This window comes from Pseudomonas sp. 478 (assembly GCF_003254125.1).
Lineage (GTDB): Bacteria > Pseudomonadota > Gammaproteobacteria > Pseudomonadales > Pseudomonadaceae > Aquipseudomonas.
This window is the reverse complement of record NZ_QKZG01000019.1, coordinates 21,579-37,754: the sequence shown is the minus strand read 5'-3', so window position 1 is coordinate 37,754 and position 16,176 is coordinate 21,579. Positions and strand designations below refer to the sequence as shown.

Below are 16,176 nucleotides of genomic sequence, written 5' to 3'. Positions count from 1 at the left end.
ATTCCGTCAGTCATACCGAATTGTCAGGTTTGCGACTGCTTCGCAGCCGAACGGGGTGGTGCGGCATTCCGATAAATCCCCTCACCACAGGGTTCATCACAGCCCGTTACACATCCCCCAGGCCCATGCGCTTTGACACCGGGCCGACTCTGCGGCACAGTGCGCGCCCTCTAATAAAACCCTCTCATTCAATCCGCTGGCGGCTCATTGCAGACTGCCGGCCGGACTCTTTCCGTTTGCCTTGAGGTAACGATGATTAATGCTGTAATTGCCGCGGTCGGCGTCATGCTGATCCTCAGCCTGTCCCGCGTGCACGTCGTAATCGCGCTGATCGTGGGCGCTCTGGTGGGTGGTTTGACCGGTGGCCTGGGCATCGACGCGACACTCAAAGCCTTCAACAGTGGCCTCGGTGGCGGTGCGACGGTCGCGTTGTCCTACGCATTGCTCGGTGCTTTCGCAGTGGCCATTGCCAAGTCCGGCCTGGCACACGCCCTGGCAGACAAAGCCTTGCTGATGGTCGACCGCCAGCACGCCAGCGGTGGCGGTCAGGTCAAATGGCTGTTGATCGGTTTGCTGTGGGTGGTGGCCATCGCTTCGCAGAACATTCTGCCGATACATATCGCCTTTATTCCGCTGCTGGTGCCGCCACTGTTATATGTGCTGACCAAGCTGCAACTGGATCGCCGGTTGATTGCCTGTGTCATGACCTTCGGCCTGATTACGCCGTACATGTTCTTGCCCGTAGGCTTCGGCAACATCTTCCTTAATGAAATCCTGCTGGCCAATGTCGCCCGTAGCGGGGTGGACATCAGCGGCATCAACGTGACCCATGCCATGGGGATTCCGGCCTTGGGCATGGTCGTCGGGCTCGCGGCAGCGTTTGTCAGCTATCGCAAGAAGCGCGTCTACGATCTGGAAAAGATCGAGCAAGTCGAACAGGTCGCGGTGCAGTACAACCCGCTGAGCCTGATGGTCGCCGGTCTGGCCATCGCGGTGGCGTTCATCATTCAACTGCTGCTGGACTCGATGATCATCGGTGCGCTGGCAGGCTTTCTGATTTTTTCGGTGTCGGGGATCGTGAAGTGGCGTGAAACCGACGACCTGTTCACCGAAGGCATGAAAATGATGGCGATGATCGGTTTCATCATGATTGCCGCCTCCGGTTTTGCCGAGGTGATGAAAGCCACCGGTGAGGTGCAGACACTGGTCGAAGCCTCGGCTTCGTGGATCGGCCACAGCAAAGGCATTGGCGCGTTGCTGATGTTGTTGGTCGGACTGTTGGTGACCATGGGCATCGGTTCGTCGTTTTCCACTGTACCGATCCTGGCCGCGATTTTTGTGCCGTTGTGCGTCCAACTGGGCTTCAGTCCGATCGCGATCGTGTGCATTGTCGGCACTGCCGGTGCGCTGGGCGATGCCGGTTCGCCAGCCTCGGACTCGACCCTCGGCCCGACCTCGGGCCTGAACATCGACGGCCAGCATCACCCCATCTGGGACACCGTGGTCCCGACCTTCCTGCACTACAACCTCCCGTTGTTGGCGTTCGGCTGGGTGGCTGCGATGGTGCTCTAAGCACATTTCCCCTGTGGGAGCGGGCTTGCTCGCGAAGGCGGTGGGTCAGTCACGTCAATGATGGATGTGCCGCCGTCTTCGCGAGCAAGCCCGCTCCCACATTAACCGCGTTCAACTTTTGAATTGGCCTGCCGTTAAAGCCTATAACCACGCCAATAAAATCAAAAGAGTGAACCGTCATGCGCATGAGCCTGAAGGCTAAAGTCCTGTCCCTTGCCGTCCTCCCGGTGTTGCTCTTTGCGCTGGTCATCAGCCTGACCACGTTGTTCATTCTGCAGGAGCAGGCCCGCAAGGAAGTCGAGGAAACTCGCCAGCGCCTGCTCAGCGATGCCAAGGCAACGCTGCAAAGCTACGTCGCCGTGGCCATGACCACGATCAAACCACTCTACGACGCAGCTGCCCCCGGTGATGACGCGGCGCGGGCCCAGGTGGTCAAGTTGCTGTCGAGCATCACCTACGGCAAAGACGGCTACTTCTTCGGCTACGACTCCAATACCGTGCGCCTGTTCAAGGCCAACAGCCCTGAAGGCGTGGGCCAGAGCTTCAAGGACAACCGCGATCCGAACGGCGTCTACGTCAACCGCGACCTGGTGAAAGTCGCCAAGGACGGCACCCACTACCTGCAATACAGCTCGCCGCTGCCCGGCAACACCCAAGTGCTGGTGCCGAAACTGGGCTACACCGAATACCTGCCCAAATGGGACATGGCGGTCGGCACCTCGGTCAACCTCGACGGCATCGAAGCGCAAGTGGCGCTGGTCGAAATCAAGGTCCAGGAGCGCATGCAAGGCGTGGTGCTGAGCATCGTCGGAATTGCCGCCGTGGTGCTGTTGGTGATCGCCGCCGCCGGGATGCTGCTGGCCAACACCATCCTGCGTCCGCTGAACCTGATGAAAGCCAACCTCGATGACATCGCGGCGGGTGAGGGCGACTTGACGCGTCGCCTGACCATCACCAGCCAGGACGAACTCGGCGAGCTGGCCGGCTCGTTCAACCGCTTCGTCGACAAGATCCACGGCCTGGTGCGTCAGATCACCGAAATGACCTCGCAACTGACCGGGCTGGTGAATCAGGTCTCCGATCAGGCGCAGCGCTCGGATCAGGCCATGGAGCGTCAGCGTCACGAGACCGATCAGGTCGCCACGGCGATCAACCAAATGTCTGCCGCGGCTCAGGAAGTGGCGAAAAGTGCGCAAAACGCCGCGGTGGCTGCCCAGCAGACCGACGAAGAAGGCCAGGCTGCCAAGCGTGTGGTGGCCGGTAGCATCGTGAAAATTCATGCGTTGGTGGACGATATTCGCAGTAGTGGCGTGTCTCTGGACAGCCTGCAAAAAGACGTGTCGTCGATTGTCAGCGTGCTTGGGGTGATCCGTTCGATTGCCGAGCAGACCAACCTGCTGGCGCTCAACGCCGCCATCGAAGCCGCCCGTGCCGGTGAGGCCGGTCGTGGTTTTGCGGTGGTGGCCGACGAGGTTCGAGCGCTGGCCAGTCGCACGCAAATCAGCACCCAGGAAATCCAGGGCATGATCGATCGCTTGCAGGCCGGCACTCAGTCGGCGGTGGAAGCGATGCGCCGTTCCAGCGAGGCCGGCGACGGCACGTCGGCTCAGGCCAACGAAGCGGGTGCATCGCTGGACACCATGGCCCAACTGATCGGCACCATCAACTCGATGAACGCGCAGATCGCCAGCGCTGCCGAAGAGCAAACCGCCGTGGCCGAAGAGATCAACCGCAGCGTGCATCAGATCGCTGTGGCCGTAGACAGTGTCGCCGACGAAACCCAACTCGGCGCCCAGACCTCCCGCAGCCTGGCCGACCTCGGTCAGCGCCTGGGTAAACTGGTGGGCCAGTTCCGCATCTGACACCCCGAAGAACCTGTGGGAGCGAGCCTGCTCGCGATAGCGTCGGCACATCCAGCATCAATGTGACTGTTTAACCGCTATCGCGAGCAGGCTCGCTCCCACAAGGATTGCGGTGCTGGCAGATATTACGGTCTGTCCCAGTAGGGCACCGCGCCGAAGCATTCCACGAAAAAATCAATCACCGTCCTGACTTTCACCGACAACCGTCGGCTCCCAGGCCACAGCACCGCAATCTGCTGCGGCTCAAGGCTGTTGGACACCTGATACGCCCCCAGCACCGGCACCAGCGTGCCGTTGCGCACCGCCTCACCAATCAGCCACGACGGAAACATCACCAGCCCCAAGCCTTGTTCGGCGGCTTGGGTCAGGGTGTCGGCGTGGTTACCGGTGATCGGTCCCTTCACCGACCAGGGCGTCCAGTCCTGCTGATCCTTGCGGAAAAACCAGCGTTGCTGGCCGGTCACGCCCTTGTAGGCCAGGCACTGATGCGCGGCCAGTTCTTCGGGATGTTGCGGCGTGCCGTGACGCTCCAGATAGGCCGGGCTCGCGGCGACTTGAAAACGCTGGGGCGCCAGAATTCGCGCCTGCATGCTCGAATCGTGCAGCGGGCCGATGCGAAACAGCAGGTCGGCGCCTTCCTGTAGCGGGTCGATGTAGCTGTCGGTCTGCTGGATATCCAGTTGCAGTTTCGGGTAGCGCTCGCAGAGCCGTGCCAGCCACGGCGTCAGGTGCCGCTGACCGAACACCACTGGCGCATTGATCCGCACCAGTCCGCTCGGTTCGCTTTGCTGTTCCTGCAGGGCCTGTTCGGCCTCTTCGAGTTGCACCAGCACCAGCCGCGCGTGATGACCGAGCATGCGCCCGGCTTCGGTGGGCGAGACAGCGCGGGTGTGGCGGTAGAGCAATTGCTGGCCCAGGGCTTGCTCCATCAATTGGATCTGCCGGGAAATCGAAGACGGTGCCAGGCCTTCGCGGCGGGCCACTTCGGAAAAACTGCCGTGGTCCAGCACCGCTACAAATAGCCGAAAAGCCTTGAATCCCAGTTCGTTGAGGCCATGCATGACGAATCCTGTTGTGCGAGTTACGCAAAAGTGTTGTCAGGATGCTCCCATTTATCGCAAAGGATCGCCAACCGATAATTGTGGGAGCGGGCTTACTCGCGAAGGCGGTGTGTCAGGCAACAGAAATGTCGACGGGCACACCGCCTTCGCGAGCAAGCCCGCTCCCACAATGGACCGTGTTTTATCTGATGACTGGCAGGTGTTTTTCTATGCAATCTTCTTCAATCGACGACGTTGGCGTTGTCGCCACGCAGACCACCCAGCCGGAGCTGCGGCTGTTGCTGCTGCCACTGGTGATTCTGGCCGGCATGGGCCTGTCCGTGGAGGCCGGTTTGCTCGGGCCGCTCGGGGTTCAGGTCGGGCACTTGTGGGCCACCTTGAGCATCTTCGGTGTCGGCTCGGCGATTCTGTTTTTGCTGTTGCTGTTCAGTGGTCGGCAACAGGGCCCTGCCTTGAATGAGCTGCCGCGCTGGCAGTTGATCGGCGGGTTCCTGGGGCCGATGTACGTGATCGTGCTGACCTTGGCCACCCCGCACATCGGCATTGCCATGACGATGATCGCGATCCTCTCCGGGCAGGTCGGCAAAAGCGTGTTGATCGACCACTTCGGCTGGTTCGGCGCTACCCGCAAAAAGGTCAACGGTGAACGTTGGCTGGCCTTGCTGCTGATTGTCGCGGCACTTGTTCTGATCGCTCGGGGTTGATGATGAATCTGATTGTTTTGTTGGCGGTGGTCGTGGCGGCCGGTGCGGTGTTGAGTGTCCAGGCGGCGATCAATGGCCGTTTGGGCGAAACGGTGGGCGTGTTGCGCAGCAGTTTGTTGACCTTCGTGGTCGGTGCAGTGACCACCGGGTTGCTGATCCTGTTTTTCGAGCCGGCCCATGCCGTGAGTTTGCTGGACGTGCCGAAATGGCAGCTCAGCGGTGCGCTGTTCGGTGTGGTCTACATGATGGTGATGGTTGGCGCGGTGCCGCGGGTCGGCACGGCGGTGGCGACGGTGGCGGTGATCGTCGGGCAACTGGGGATGGGGATGTTGATCGATAACTTCGGCTGGCTGGGCAACCCGGCGATCGAGTTGTCCAGCAGCCGGATACTGGCGATGGTGTGTCTCGCATTGGCGTTGCTGTTCATGTATCGCAGCAACACCCGACAGGCATAACGCTGATCCTGTATAGGAGCTGCCGCAGGCTGCGATCTTTTGACTTGATCTTTGGAGAAGTTGGTATCGCCAAAGATCAAAAGATCGCAGCCTGCGGCAGCTCCTACACTGGTATTACGGCGCGCATTCGTCGCACCGGACGACCACAACCAATGGAGTCAGACTCATGATCGACAGTGAAAGTATCTGCGACTGCCCCAAATGCAAATGCAAACTGGGCGAACATCCGATCGCGCGCCACGGCAAGCACTATTGCTGTGAAGCCTGCGCCAAGCACCACGAACATGGCGAAGAATGTGCCACTAAAGGTTGCAAGTGCGCCAAGGGCTGACACCCGTCACGCACAGAGCGTGGAGCCTATTCGGGCTCCACTTCCAGTTTCAGGCTTTGATCTTCCAGCCGTTCGGTATGGCGGATGATGCCATTGAGTCGTCGTCCATCCACCCTCACCAACACCGTTTTTGCCTGTTCCAGATCTTGCGGTATGGGTGACTGGACGCGTAGCGCGAAGCGGGTAGGGTCATGCTCGACTTGTTCAAGACCGACCTGGCACTCGGCACTTTTGGTGATTCGACCGAACAGCGTATCGATACCGTAGTCGAGGTGTGCCGTGCTGGTAAGTTGCGTCGTTATCATGCGCCGATCCCTCCAAAGGTCCAAAGCTGCGCCATCCGTTAATTCGCCGGCCGCCACTTGACGTTTTCCACGCCGAATTTCTCCGCCATCGGCTTGCTGGTTTTTTGCACCTTCTCTCGGCCGAAGCGGGGGATTCTTCCGACCCCCGCGTCGCAACTTGCCCAATGCCAGGCTTCCGCGTTATCCATCTTGTCCAGGCGGATGATGAAAGACTTGGGCGCGCCATGAAGGGTGTATTCAATGACGAAAAGTTTTGCGTTGTTCATAAAGCCCATATTCCTCCCTGTGGTATTACAAGGATCGTTGGGGTTACGGAAAATTCAGTCGAATTGTCGGATGGAGGCCGCCCGTAGCGACAAGCCCCGTGGCTCGTTACCATGCAATCTCTGAAATCCCCAATGATTGCTGCCCATGGCCCTTGCCGCCCCTCCCGACCTGAGTGACACCGATGTGCCCGTGCAACCGCTGGCGCGCACCTATCCGCGCGGCCTGTACATCGAGCCGCATGAACATGTCTGGGGGCAGTTGCTGTATGCGATGAGCGGGGTGATGTGGGTCGAGACGCCCCATGAAGCGCTGGTGGTGCCGCCGCAACGAGCGGTGTGGCTGCCGCCGGGTGTGCCCCATGGGATTCGCGTGGTGTCGGATTTACAGATGCGCAACATCTATTTGCGGCCCTCATTGGCGGCGACGCTGGACGACACGGTTCAGGTGATTGAAGTCGGCGGACTGCTGCGTGAGCTGATCGTCGGGCTGGTGGAGCAGGGCGACGATGGCGCGCCCGAGTATTACGAAGCGCTGGTCGGCCTGGCGCTGCTGGAGCTTAGGCGAGCCCGGCGCTCGCTGCTGAAAATCCCCTTGCCGGATGATTCCGACCGACGGCTGATGAACCTGTGCCAGGCGGTCATGGCCGCGCCATCGCTGGACATTGCCTTCGAACAACACGCCGAAAACGCCGGTGCCAGCGTGCGTACCCTGGCGCGGTTGTTCAAGGACGGTCTAGGCATGGGCTTCGCCGAGTGGCGGCGCCAGGTGCAATTGGCGACCGCGGTGGCAGCGTTGATCCAGGGCGTGCCGGTCAGTGCGATTGCCCGGGAGCTGGGTTACTCACCGAGCAGCTTCAGCGACATGTTTCGGCGGGAACTGGGTGTCGCGCCTTCGCAGTTTTCGGCAATCCAGCGTCAGGATTGAAAGCGCTTTGGCCGATATTCAGAAGCACTTGGCCGGTGCTCGTCGCTACCGATCTTTAGACTCCGGGCATACCTTAATCAGCCACGGAGTCTGCCATGAGCTACCTCATCTCATTGGTCATCGGTCTGGGCGTCGGTTTGCTCTACGGCGCTCTGGATTTTCGTTCCCCCGCACCGCCGGCCATCGCGCTGGTAGGGCTGCTCGGCATGTTGGCCGGTGAGAAGTTGTGGCCAATGGGCCGGCAGTTGGTGGCTGGCTGGATCGCCTGAACCGTTTATTTCATTCGAGGGAAACACTCATGAAAGCACTGCAATTCGACAAGACCGGTGACCTCTCGGCCCTGCGCTACGTTGAGCTTCCCACCCCCGTCCCTGGCGCCGATGAAGTGCTGGTCCAGATCAAGGCGGCCGGCCTCAACCCCAGCGATGTGAAGAACGTGCTGGGGCGCTTTCCCTACACCACACTGCCACGGATTCCCGGTCGTGATTTTGCCGGTGTAGTCGTTGAAGGCCCGCAGGCGCTGATCGGTCAGGAAGTCTGGGGCACCGGTCGTGAACTGGGCTTTTTCGCCGATGGCTCGCACGCACAATTCGTCAAACTGCCGGCCAATGGTGTGGCGAAAAAGCCGACCCATCTGAGTTTTGCCCAGGCTGCCAGCCTCGGCGTGCCGTACACCACGGCGTGGGATGCGTTGGAGCGCAGTGGGGTGACGGCCGAAACCCGCTTGCTGGTGATCGGTGGCGGGGCGGTTGGCACTGCGGCGCTGGCGCTGGGCAAGGTGCGTGGCGCTCAAGTACTGGCCGCGGCGCGGCGGCCGGAACAGATCAAGGATTTGCAGGCCCAGGGGTATCAGACGCTGCAACTGGATAAACCCGAGGATCTCGGCGCTCAGGTGAATGCCGTGTATGCCAGCGGCGCTGATGTGATTTTCGACACCACCGGTTTCTGGCTCCCGGCCTCGGTCCCGGCGCTGGCCGCGTTCGGCCGCATCGCGATCATCGCTGCACCGGTGGACGGCATGGTGCAATTGCCGGCCCTGGCGCTGTATCGCAAGGGCGGTTCGGTGGTGGGGATCAACTCGTTGCTGTACGGCGTCCAGGCGTGTGCGGCGATGCTTGATCAGTTCGGCGCGTTCTTCGATCAGGGCTTGTTGCCGTTGCCTGAGGGTTTGTTTGAATCGCCGTTGGCAGAAGGGCTGGAGCGGTATGCCGAGGTGAGCCAAGGTGCCGGCGACAAAGTGATTTTGTTGCCGTAACCCTAATCAAATGTGGGAGCGGCGGTGCGGCGATCCGACTTGCTCGCGAAGGCGGCGGCACAGTCAATATTGATGTTGACTGACACACCGCTTTCGCGAGCAAGCCCGCTCCCACAAAGGTTTTGTATTGTCAGATCAAACCTCGGGAACACCGTTCTCCCACGCGGACCAGTTCTTCAAAATCTCCTGCACCAGCGGATTTCCCGTCCGGTACAGGTTCTCCAGCGCCGGCACAAACCCACCTTGATCCGCATACTTGAGCAGATTTTCCACCTCACTCTGGCCCGGCGCCGGCCGATCAAAATCGGAACCCGCACGCACCACCGCCAAACGCTGCACATCCACCAACCCTTCACGGCTGGCCCGCAGCAGCGCCTCATAGGTGGAGTTGTCTTCCTGCTGCGTCGTGCAGTACTCACCTTTGTTATCGGTCAGCAGCCGGGTCCAGACCTCAGCCCGCTCACTCAACCGCGTCCCGGAAAACCAGGTATTGCCCGCCAGCGTGTCGCACTGCGTCACCGCCGGCGGCTGATTGGCCGGGGCCGACGGATACTTCATGCGCCACGCGGCCGATTCCTTGCTCTCGCTCAGCTCGACTGTGTGGCTGAGGGCAAAGGCCCTGGCCTGCAACTTCGGGTTGAGTTCGAAGACTTCGGTCTTGTAATCCAGCGGCGGTTTCTCGTTCGGGCCTTTGGTATTGATGCCGATATAACCGGTCGGCCAGTCTGACGGCGCGTCCCGGGAATCCAGCTCCCATTGGGTGCCGAACTCCACCAGATAATGCGCCCACGCCGTGGTGCCGATGGTCCCGTGTTTTGGGCTGATGCCGGCAATCCCGGCGATCAGGAAGTAACTTTTGCGCAGGTCGAATTTCGACGACAGCGCCAGGGCCAGCGTCGACGCTGCAGCGTTGGTCTGGCCCATGCCGGTGACCATCAGGCATACCTGTTGACTGTTGCAGCGAACGGTCGGGTACTCGGCGGACAGCCCCGGCACCCGCACTTGCTGCTTGAGTTCCAACCGATCAATCCAGTTTTGCGCCTCGGGAGCGAACATGGTGATCAGCATCACCTTCGGCTGGATCGGCGCTTCAGTCGCCCAGGCCGTTGCGGAGAGCAGGGCGGCACAGGCCAGGGAAAGACGCGTCATTGCATGCATAAAACCTCCTGATTCAAACAAGTCTTAAAACTGATAACCGACGCCAGCGTAATAACCCCAACCGTCGGAACGGGCTCGGAAGTTACCGTCGCCGAAATTCAATTCGCTGCCATCCTCCCAGTTGCCGCCGTTGTGGAAATAACGGCCGACCAGGGTGAAACGCAAGTGGGTGAACGAGTACAGCAAGACGTTGGTGGCGACGGTGGCGTTGGCAGTACGAGCCGGGTTGTCCTTGTGCAGGTCCGAGCCGAAGTCGAAGTTGGTGAACCCGATGTAGGTCAGTGACGCGCCGTTGCTGAAGCTGCTGATCGGCACGATGTATTTGAGTTGGGCGCGATAGCCGTCCCACGAATATTCGTTGCTGGCACCGTAGTTTTCCCACTGGTAGCGCCCATAGAAGTTGGCCGACAGGTTGACCCGCGAATGGGTGTCGATGTCGGTGCCCAAACCGCTGTACAGCGTATTGGCGCGGTTGGCGCTGTTACTGCCGTGGTCGTAGATCCAGTCAAAGGCCACGTACCATTCCTTGAACGGCCCAATGGCCAGGCTGCGGCCGGCGAGGTAATCAATGGAGATTCGCGGTTCGTGCTCCATGAACACCGGCGAGCCGTGGTCCCACACGCCTTTGTCATGGCTGTTGCCGATGTCGAAGATCTTCGGAATGTCGATGTAACCGTACAACTCGAACGGCCCCTTGCGCCCGAAGTACTCGTATTCCAGGTAGATATCGTCGGCCGGTTGCGGGCCGAAACTGATGTCTTTGCTGCCGATGACGGTCAGGTCCTGATTGAACCAGTCCGAGAGGTACACACCTTTTTTCGGTGGGCTGGCTTCGGGGCTGAGGCTTTCGCCTTGGGCGGATTCTTCGGCGGGAGCGGGCTGCGCCAAAACGGTGCTGCTGAGTAGTCCTGTAACGCTGGCCAGCAGCAAGGAAACAGCAAAAGTGCGCGAGCAAGTCACGCGGCTGGACGTGCGGTGCATTAAAAGTCCCTTTTCGTGCGGATCGAAAGCCCGGTTCTTCGGGCTTGCGCGGTTGTGTAGCGAAAACGCTTGTATCAGCGACTCGCAAACGTTTGCACAAGGCATACCAGTTTTGCTCAAAGCACGGAAAAGCCTAGGGAATTGCTGGCTTAACTGTCCTTTCGGTCAGAAGATCGTTCCCACGCGGGATCGAGGGAACGATCAGCTCCTACGAAATAGGGTTGATGTAAACTCCTCGGCACTGACTTCACGAGATGTGCCCCCCATGAGCGAACCGATTCGTCTGACCCAATACAGCCACGGTGCCGGATGTGGCTGCAAGATTTCTCCCCAGGTGCTGGAAGTGATTCTGGCCGGCAGCGGGGCGCAGAACCTTGACCCGAAACTCTGGGTCGGCAACGCCTCGCGCGATGACGCGGCGGTGTACGCCATTGATGAAGAACGCGGCGTGGTCTCGACCACCGACTTCTTTATGCCGATCGTCGACGACCCGTTCGACTTCGGCCGCATCGCCGCCACCAACGCCATCAGCGACATCTACGCCATGGGCGGCGATCCGTTGATGGCGATTGCGATCCTCGGCTGGCCGGTCAACGTACTGGCGCCGGAGATTGCCCGGGAAGTGATTCGCGGCGGGCGTTCGGTCTGCGATGAAGCGGGGATCCCGCTGGCTGGTGGGCATTCCATCGACGCGCCGGAGCCGATCTTCGGCCTCGCTGTGACCGGTCTGGTGGAAAAGCGCCATATGAAGCGCAACGATACCGCCACCGTCGGTTGCCTGCTTTACCTCACCAAACCCCTGGGCATCGGCATCCTCACCACCGCCGAGAAGAAGGGCAAATTGCGCCATGCCGACATCGGCCTGGCCCGCGACTGGATGTGCACCCTGAACAAACCCGGCAGCCGTTTCGGCAAACTTGAAGGCGTCACCGCCATGACCGATGTCACCGGTTTTGGTCTGCTGGGGCATTTGGTGGAAATGGCCGACGGCAGCAACGTGACCGCTCGCATCGAGTACGACCGCGTACCGCGTCTGCCAGGTGTCGAGTATTACCTCGACCAAGGCTGTGTGCCCGGCGGGACGCTGCGCAACTTCGACAGCTACGCCAGCAAGCTTGGGCGTCTTCAGGAAATGCACAAACGCGTGCTCTGCGATCCGCAGACCAGCGGTGGCCTGCTGGTTGCGGTCACCCCCGAAGGCAACGAACACTTCCTCAAAGTAGCCGCCGAGCTAGGCCTGACCCTCGAGCCGATCGGTGAACTGATCGAGCGACAGACGAACGCGGTTGAGGTGTTTTGATGTCCATCGAATTCACCGATTACCGCGACATTTTTCTCAACGACCGACCGATGATGGACGCCCGTGCGCCGGTCGAATTTCTCAAAGGCTCATTCCCCGGCGTGATCAATCTGCCGCTGATGAATGACCATGAGCGGCAACGGGTCGGCACTTGTTACAAGCAACACGGTCAGCAAGCGGCCATTACGCTGGGGCACCAGTTGGTGTCCGGTGAGATAAAAGCCGAGCGCGTCCAGGCCTGGGCCGATTTTGCCCGGGCGCATCCTGATGGGTATTTGTATTGTTTTCGCGGCGGTTTGCGTTCGCAGATCGTCCAGCAATGGCTCAAGGACGAGGCCGGCATCGACTATCCGCGAGTGGGTGGTGGCTACAAGGCGATGCGCACCTTCTTGCTCGACACGCTCGATCAGGCGGTTGCCCAGTGTGACTTCGTGTTGCTGGGCGGCATGACCGGCACCGGCAAAACCGAAGTGCTCACGCAGTTGCGCAACGGCCTGGACCTTGAAGGTCACGCCCATCATCGCGGCTCCAGTTTCGGTAAACGCGCCACCGGCCAACCCTCCAACATCGATTTTGAAAACCGCCTGGCGGTGGACGTGCTGAAGAAGCGCGCCCACGGTATCGAGCAGTTTGTGCTGGAAGACGAGAGCCGCGCAATCGGCAGTTGTGCGCTGCCGTTGCCGCTGTTTCAGGGTATGCAGCAGTTTCCGATGGTCTGGCTGGAAGACAGCCTGGAAGGGCGGGTCGAACGGATCCTGCGCGATTACGTGGTGGACTTGTGTGCCGAGTTCATCGGCGTGCATGGCGATGAAGGTTTCGCGCTGTTTTCCGAGCGTTTGCTGGAGAGCCTGAACAATGTGCAGAAACGTCTGGGCGGTGAGCGCCATCGTCGGCTGTTGATGTTGATGGAAGACGCGCTGGCGGAGCAGGCTAGCAGCGGGGCAGTGGACTTGCACCGGGGCTGGATCGAAGGGTTGCTTCGCGAGTATTACGACCCGATGTATGCGTTTCAGCGGGAGAAGAAAGAGGGGCGCATTGAATTCGCTGGAGAGCGGGCTGCCGTCCTTGAGTATCTGCGAGAGCGGGTCAGTCAACGAAGTTGATGGTGTTTTTTCCGGCCCCTTCGCGAGCAAGCCCGCTCCCACATTAGATTCTCAGTGAACACAATATTTGTGTACGACAAAGATCAAATGTGGGAGCGGGCTTGCTCGCGAAGAGGCCCTTGCAGACGCTATAAAACTTAAAGCACTGCCGCCCCTTATGTCGGACAGGTCTCCTGCCCATTATTCAGACCTTGCTTGTAGACGTGGCTCACCACGCTGGCCTTGCCGTTGTGCCAGGTCAGGGTGAGCACGTACAGCGAGTCGTAGTCGTTGGATTCCCAGTCGTCGATGATGTTCTGTTTCTTGCCGATGGCTTCCCCTGCGACCTTGTTGATCAGCTCCGGCAGGTAGCCGTGGGACCAGGCGGTGTAGATGACCGAGTTGTGATACTTGTCGAGGAGCAATTCATCGGCCAGATCGCTGGTGTCGTTGGCCGAGAAGTTGATGTTCACCGGCAAACCAAGCTTGATCGCGCTGGGGCTGATGGTCATCAGGGGGCGGATGTAACTGTAGGAATTGTCCAGTTCGCCTTCTTCGACATTGCGCGTCGGGTTGGCGGCAAATACATAGTTGGCCTTGCCGAATTTTTCCGGCAGCAAGGTGGCCAGGTCGATGGCACGGTTCAGGCCCTGGCAGTTGAGCTGGCCGAGGCCGCCTTCGGGTTTTTCCGCGTGGCGCATGAACACCAGCGTCTGGGTGCCGTCCATCGGTTGGGCGCGGCTTTCGCTGGATTCAAGGAACAGGAACAGCGCGCAGACCGCCAACAGGGAGGGCAGGACCACGTACGCGCGATACTTGAAGCGTTTGGCGAATTTCAAAAGGTTCATCATTTGAATAGGTGATCTTCAGCGCATTCGGTTAAGGCTGACAAACCTTTACACCGCGAGCTCCCTGCGTCGGGTGTTTTCCATGTCGTTGGGCCGGCCCGTTTCCGAAAGGGCGATGCTCAGAGTCCTCTGAGGCCCATTTGGTTCGATCCGAGCAAGTGCGCAGCACTGTAGCGGCAACCTGAGATGGGTGGAGCAGAGGTTATCGACAGGATGTTGCCGATTTATGGACACAGTACACGTGTTGGCGCCATTCACAGGCTGCAATCTTCTGATCATGCTCATCAGCAATATTGATAACGCCAAAAGATCGCAGCCGTCGGCAACCCTACATTATGATCAGCGTCTACTTTTTCCGTGTGGATGCTTCCCATGACCGATCTGTCCGCGTTCCCGATTACCCGAAAATGGCCGGCTCAATACCCCGAGTGGATCCAGCTTTACTCCTTGCCGACCCCCAACGGCGTCAAGGTGTCGATCATGCTCGAAGAGATCGGACTGCCCTACGAACCGCATCGTGTGGGCTTCGAAACCAATGACCAGATGTCCCCCGAATTTCTTTCACTGAACCCCAACAACAAGATCCCGGCCATCCTCGACCCTCACGGTCCGGGGGACCAACCCCTGGCGCTGTTCGAGTCCGGGGCGATTCTGATTTACCTGGCCGACAAGAGCGGGCAATTGCTGGCCCAGGAATCGGCGGCGCGATACGAGACCCTTCAGTGGCTGATGTTTCAGATGGGCGGTATCGGGCCGATGTTTGGCCAGCTCGGCTTTTTCAACAAATTTGCCGGCAAAGACTATGAGGACAAGCGTCCCCGCGACCGCTACGTCGATGAAAGCAAGCGCCTGCTTAATGTGCTCAATAACCGCCTGGAAGGGCGCGACTGGATCATGGGCGAGCGCTACACCATCGCGGACATCGCGACCTTCCCCTGGGTGCGCAACCTGATCGGCTTTTATGAGGCCGGCGAGCTGGTGGGCATAAAGGACTTCACCAACGTCACGCGGGTGCTGGAGCGCTTTCTGGCGCGGCCGGCGGTGATGCGCGGGCTGGAAATTCCCAAGCAAAACGCTTCGATTTGATCAAGAGACCAAGGAAGGCCATGCACTCATTCGATTTCAAGCAAGTAGATGTCTTCAGTCGTGTTGCGCTCAAGGGCAATCCGTTGGCGGTGGTGTTCGGCGCCGATGCGCTCAGTGATGAGCGCATGGCGGCGTTCGCCAGCTGGACCAATCTCAGCGAAACCACATTCATACTCGAACCGCGCGATCCTCGCGCCGATTATCGCGTGCGGATTTTCACCACCCTGAACGAATTGCCGTTCGCCGGTCATCCGACACTGGGCACCTGCCATGCGTGGCTGGAGGCCGGTGGCGTGCCCAAGGGCGAAGAGATTATTCAGGAGTGCGGTGTGGGGCTGGTGCGGGTTCGTCGACAAGGGGCAGAGCTGGCCTTTCTCGCGCCACCATTGCTCAAAACCGGGCCGGTGGAGGCGGATGTGGTGGAACGGGTGCGGCGGGGGCTCGGGCTGGAATCGGGGGCGATTGTGCGCACTCAGTGGGTCGACAACGGTGCCGGATGGCTGGCCGTGATGGTCGAGGATCGCCAGCAGGTGCTGGACCTGCAACCGGATCATTCGCAAATGCTTGGCCTGGCCGTCGGTGTCATCGCGCCATGGCATCCCGAGCGCGAGGGTGATGACGCACAGTTCGAAGTGCGGGCGTTCATCTCCGGCGACGGCATGCCGGAAGACCCCGCCACCGGAAGCCTGAACGCCGGAATTGCTCAATGGTTGCTCAGCGAAGGACTGGCGCCGGCGTCCTATGTGGTCAGCCAGGGCCTGACCATGGGCCGCGCCGGACGCATTCAGGTCGAGCAGGTGGGCGACGAGATCTGGATCGGCGGTTCTGTGGTGACCTGCATCAGCGGAACCTTGAATCTGTAACCTGTGGGAGCGGGCTTGCTCGCGAAGGCGGTGTGCCAGTCGCCATAATTGTTGAATGACACACCGCCTTCGCGAGCAAGCCCGCTCCCACAGGGGCCTGCGTTAATTGCGCGCGATTGTTG

18 protein-coding genes and 1 pseudogene are annotated in these 16,176 nt (G+C 60.1%); 13 read left to right on the top strand and 6 right to left on the bottom strand.

The features are described 5' to 3' along the window. The first annotated feature begins 255 nt into the window (after positions 1-255). The 3 genes and pseudogenes from DFS28_RS28490 (at position 256) to DFS28_RS31275 (ending at position 3,434) form a co-directional block, all read left to right on the top strand. Complete coding sequence (locus tag DFS28_RS28490; protein WP_165934039.1) at positions 256-1,572, top strand: Na+/H+ antiporter family protein; 1,317 nt, start codon at positions 256-258, stop codon at positions 1,570-1,572. 179 nt (positions 1,573-1,751) lie between these two features. Further along, positions 1,752-2,528 (top strand): annotated as a pseudogene (locus DFS28_RS31280) (cache domain-containing protein); the annotation flags it as partial. A gap of 84 nt (positions 2,529-2,612) precedes the next feature. Then, entirely contained in the window at positions 2,613-3,434 is an 822-nt protein-coding gene (locus tag DFS28_RS31275; RefSeq protein ID WP_371922184.1) for a methyl-accepting chemotaxis protein, read from the top strand. A gap of 125 nt (positions 3,435-3,559) precedes the next feature. On the opposite strand, the gene DFS28_RS28480 is transcribed toward DFS28_RS31275, so the two are convergent. Next, positions 3,560-4,495: a LysR family transcriptional regulator gene (locus DFS28_RS28480; protein ID WP_111452439.1), complete on the bottom strand. Its 936-nt coding sequence runs from the start codon at positions 4,493-4,495 to the stop codon at positions 3,560-3,562. A 209-nt stretch (positions 4,496-4,704) separates the two neighbouring features. Between DFS28_RS28480 and DFS28_RS28475 the strand changes: the two genes are divergently transcribed. The 3 genes from DFS28_RS28475 to DFS28_RS28465 all read left to right on the top strand — a co-directional run bounded on the left by DFS28_RS28475 (position 4,705) and on the right by DFS28_RS28465 (position 5,985). Then, positions 4,705-5,199 carry a DMT family transporter gene (locus DFS28_RS28475; protein WP_111452438.1) on the top strand — a complete coding sequence of 165 codons (495 nt, stop codon included), beginning with the start codon at positions 4,705-4,707 and terminating at the stop codon, positions 5,197-5,199. 2 nt (positions 5,200-5,201) lie between these two features. After that, complete coding sequence (locus DFS28_RS28470) at positions 5,202-5,654, top strand: DMT family transporter (RefSeq protein WP_111452483.1); 453 nt, start codon at positions 5,202-5,204, stop codon at positions 5,652-5,654. Between the two features lie 166 nt (positions 5,655-5,820). Continuing rightward, entirely contained in the window at positions 5,821-5,985 is a 165-nt protein-coding gene (locus DFS28_RS28465) for a metallothionein (protein ID WP_111452437.1), read from the top strand. Between the two features lie 26 nt (positions 5,986-6,011). Here DFS28_RS28465 and DFS28_RS28460 read toward each other — a convergent pair whose 3' ends face one another. After that, positions 6,012-6,290, bottom strand: a complete 279-nt coding sequence (locus DFS28_RS28460) for a hypothetical protein (RefSeq protein WP_111452436.1) — start codon at positions 6,288-6,290, stop codon at positions 6,012-6,014. A 38-nt stretch (positions 6,291-6,328) separates the two neighbouring features. Next, positions 6,329-6,556, bottom strand: a complete 228-nt coding sequence (locus tag DFS28_RS28455; RefSeq protein WP_008152143.1) for a DUF6555 family protein — start codon at positions 6,554-6,556, stop codon at positions 6,329-6,331. 145 nt (positions 6,557-6,701) lie between these two features. On the opposite strand from DFS28_RS28455, the gene DFS28_RS28450 reads away from it, so the two are divergent. The 3 genes from DFS28_RS28450 (at position 6,702) to DFS28_RS28440 (ending at position 8,736) form a co-directional block, all read left to right on the top strand. Continuing rightward, positions 6,702-7,481, top strand: coding sequence for a helix-turn-helix domain-containing protein (locus DFS28_RS28450; RefSeq protein WP_111452435.1), 780 nt, complete (start codon positions 6,702-6,704; stop codon positions 7,479-7,481). Between the two features lie 95 nt (positions 7,482-7,576). Beyond that, a complete protein-coding gene (locus DFS28_RS28445; RefSeq protein WP_111452434.1) occupies positions 7,577-7,750 on the top strand; it encodes a DUF1427 family protein in 174 nt (57 codons plus the stop codon). A gap of 29 nt (positions 7,751-7,779) precedes the next feature. After that, entirely contained in the window at positions 7,780-8,736 is a 957-nt protein-coding gene (locus DFS28_RS28440; RefSeq protein ID WP_111452433.1) for a zinc-binding alcohol dehydrogenase family protein, read from the top strand. A 135-nt stretch (positions 8,737-8,871) separates the two neighbouring features. Here DFS28_RS28440 and DFS28_RS28430 read toward each other — a convergent pair whose 3' ends face one another. Next, the gene (locus DFS28_RS28430) at positions 8,872-9,894 is read right to left on the bottom strand and encodes a purine nucleoside permease (RefSeq protein WP_111452432.1); all 1,023 of its coding nucleotides are present in this window, start codon (positions 9,892-9,894) and stop codon (positions 8,872-8,874) included. Between the two features lie 24 nt (positions 9,895-9,918). Continuing rightward, the gene (locus DFS28_RS28425; RefSeq protein WP_111452431.1) at positions 9,919-10,875 is read right to left on the bottom strand and encodes a nucleoside-specific channel-forming protein Tsx; all 957 of its coding nucleotides are present in this window, start codon (positions 10,873-10,875) and stop codon (positions 9,919-9,921) included. Positions 10,876-11,140: 265 nt separating this feature from the next. On the opposite strand from DFS28_RS28425, the gene selD reads away from it, so the two are divergent. After that, entirely contained in the window at positions 11,141-12,175 is a 1,035-nt protein-coding gene (selD, locus tag DFS28_RS28420) for a selenide, water dikinase SelD (RefSeq protein WP_111452430.1), read from the top strand. Further along, on the top strand, positions 12,175-13,278 hold the full coding sequence (mnmH, locus tag DFS28_RS28415; RefSeq protein ID WP_111452429.1) for a tRNA 2-selenouridine(34) synthase MnmH: 1,104 nt from the start codon (positions 12,175-12,177) through the stop codon (positions 13,276-13,278). Before selD ends, mnmH begins: the two co-directional genes overlap by 1 nt. A 155-nt stretch (positions 13,279-13,433) precedes the next feature. Here mnmH and DFS28_RS28410 read toward each other — a convergent pair whose 3' ends face one another. Then, positions 13,434-14,108 (bottom strand): histidine phosphatase family protein, encoded by a 675-nt coding sequence (locus DFS28_RS28410; protein WP_111452428.1) that lies wholly within the window; start codon positions 14,106-14,108, stop codon positions 13,434-13,436. A 369-nt stretch (positions 14,109-14,477) separates the two neighbouring features. Between DFS28_RS28410 and DFS28_RS28405 the strand changes: the two genes are divergently transcribed. Next, complete coding sequence (locus tag DFS28_RS28405) at positions 14,478-15,191, top strand: glutathione binding-like protein (protein WP_111452427.1); 714 nt, start codon at positions 14,478-14,480, stop codon at positions 15,189-15,191. Positions 15,192-15,211: 20 nt separating this feature from the next. Beyond that, positions 15,212-16,054 carry a PhzF family phenazine biosynthesis protein gene (locus DFS28_RS28400; protein WP_111452426.1) on the top strand — a complete coding sequence of 281 codons (843 nt, stop codon included), beginning with the start codon at positions 15,212-15,214 and terminating at the stop codon, positions 16,052-16,054. The last annotated feature ends 122 nt before the right edge of the window (positions 16,055-16,176 follow it).

What these genes read in the sequence shown, in the direction of transcription:
- DFS28_RS28465 (WP_111452437.1), top strand. Translation starts at nt 5,821, where the DNA reads ATGATCGACAGTGAAAGTATCTGCGACTGCCCCAAATGCAAATGCAAA.
- DFS28_RS28475 (WP_111452438.1), top strand. Translation starts at nt 4,705, where the DNA reads ATGCAATCTTCTTCAATCGACGACGTTGGCGTTGTCGCCACGCAGACC.
- DFS28_RS28400 (WP_111452426.1), top strand. Translation starts at nt 15,212, where the DNA reads ATGCACTCATTCGATTTCAAGCAAGTAGATGTCTTCAGTCGTGTTGCG.
- DFS28_RS28445 (WP_111452434.1), top strand. Translation starts at nt 7,577, where the DNA reads ATGAGCTACCTCATCTCATTGGTCATCGGTCTGGGCGTCGGTTTGCTC.
- DFS28_RS28450 (WP_111452435.1), top strand. Translation starts at nt 6,702, where the DNA reads ATGGCCCTTGCCGCCCCTCCCGACCTGAGTGACACCGATGTGCCCGTG.
- DFS28_RS28480 (WP_111452439.1), bottom strand. Translation starts at nt 4,495, where the DNA reads ATGCATGGCCTCAACGAACTGGGATTCAAGGCTTTTCGGCTATTTGTA.
- DFS28_RS28425 (WP_111452431.1), bottom strand. Translation starts at nt 10,875, where the DNA reads ATGCACCGCACGTCCAGCCGCGTGACTTGCTCGCGCACTTTTGCTGTT.
- DFS28_RS28410 (WP_111452428.1), bottom strand. Translation starts at nt 14,108, where the DNA reads ATGATGAACCTTTTGAAATTCGCCAAACGCTTCAAGTATCGCGCGTAC.
- DFS28_RS28455 (WP_008152143.1), bottom strand. Translation starts at nt 6,556, where the DNA reads ATGAACAACGCAAAACTTTTCGTCATTGAATACACCCTTCATGGCGCG.
- DFS28_RS28405 (WP_111452427.1), top strand. Translation starts at nt 14,478, where the DNA reads ATGACCGATCTGTCCGCGTTCCCGATTACCCGAAAATGGCCGGCTCAA.
- DFS28_RS31275 (WP_371922184.1), top strand. Translation starts at nt 2,613, where the DNA reads ATGACCTCGCAACTGACCGGGCTGGTGAATCAGGTCTCCGATCAGGCG.
- DFS28_RS28470 (WP_111452483.1), top strand. Translation starts at nt 5,202, where the DNA reads ATGAATCTGATTGTTTTGTTGGCGGTGGTCGTGGCGGCCGGTGCGGTG.
- DFS28_RS28460 (WP_111452436.1), bottom strand. Translation starts at nt 6,290, where the DNA reads ATGATAACGACGCAACTTACCAGCACGGCACACCTCGACTACGGTATC.
- DFS28_RS28430 (WP_111452432.1), bottom strand. Translation starts at nt 9,894, where the DNA reads ATGCATGCAATGACGCGTCTTTCCCTGGCCTGTGCCGCCCTGCTCTCC.
- DFS28_RS28440 (WP_111452433.1), top strand. Translation starts at nt 7,780, where the DNA reads ATGAAAGCACTGCAATTCGACAAGACCGGTGACCTCTCGGCCCTGCGC.
- selD (WP_111452430.1), top strand. Translation starts at nt 11,141, where the DNA reads ATGAGCGAACCGATTCGTCTGACCCAATACAGCCACGGTGCCGGATGT.
- mnmH (WP_111452429.1), top strand. Translation starts at nt 12,175, where the DNA reads ATGTCCATCGAATTCACCGATTACCGCGACATTTTTCTCAACGACCGA.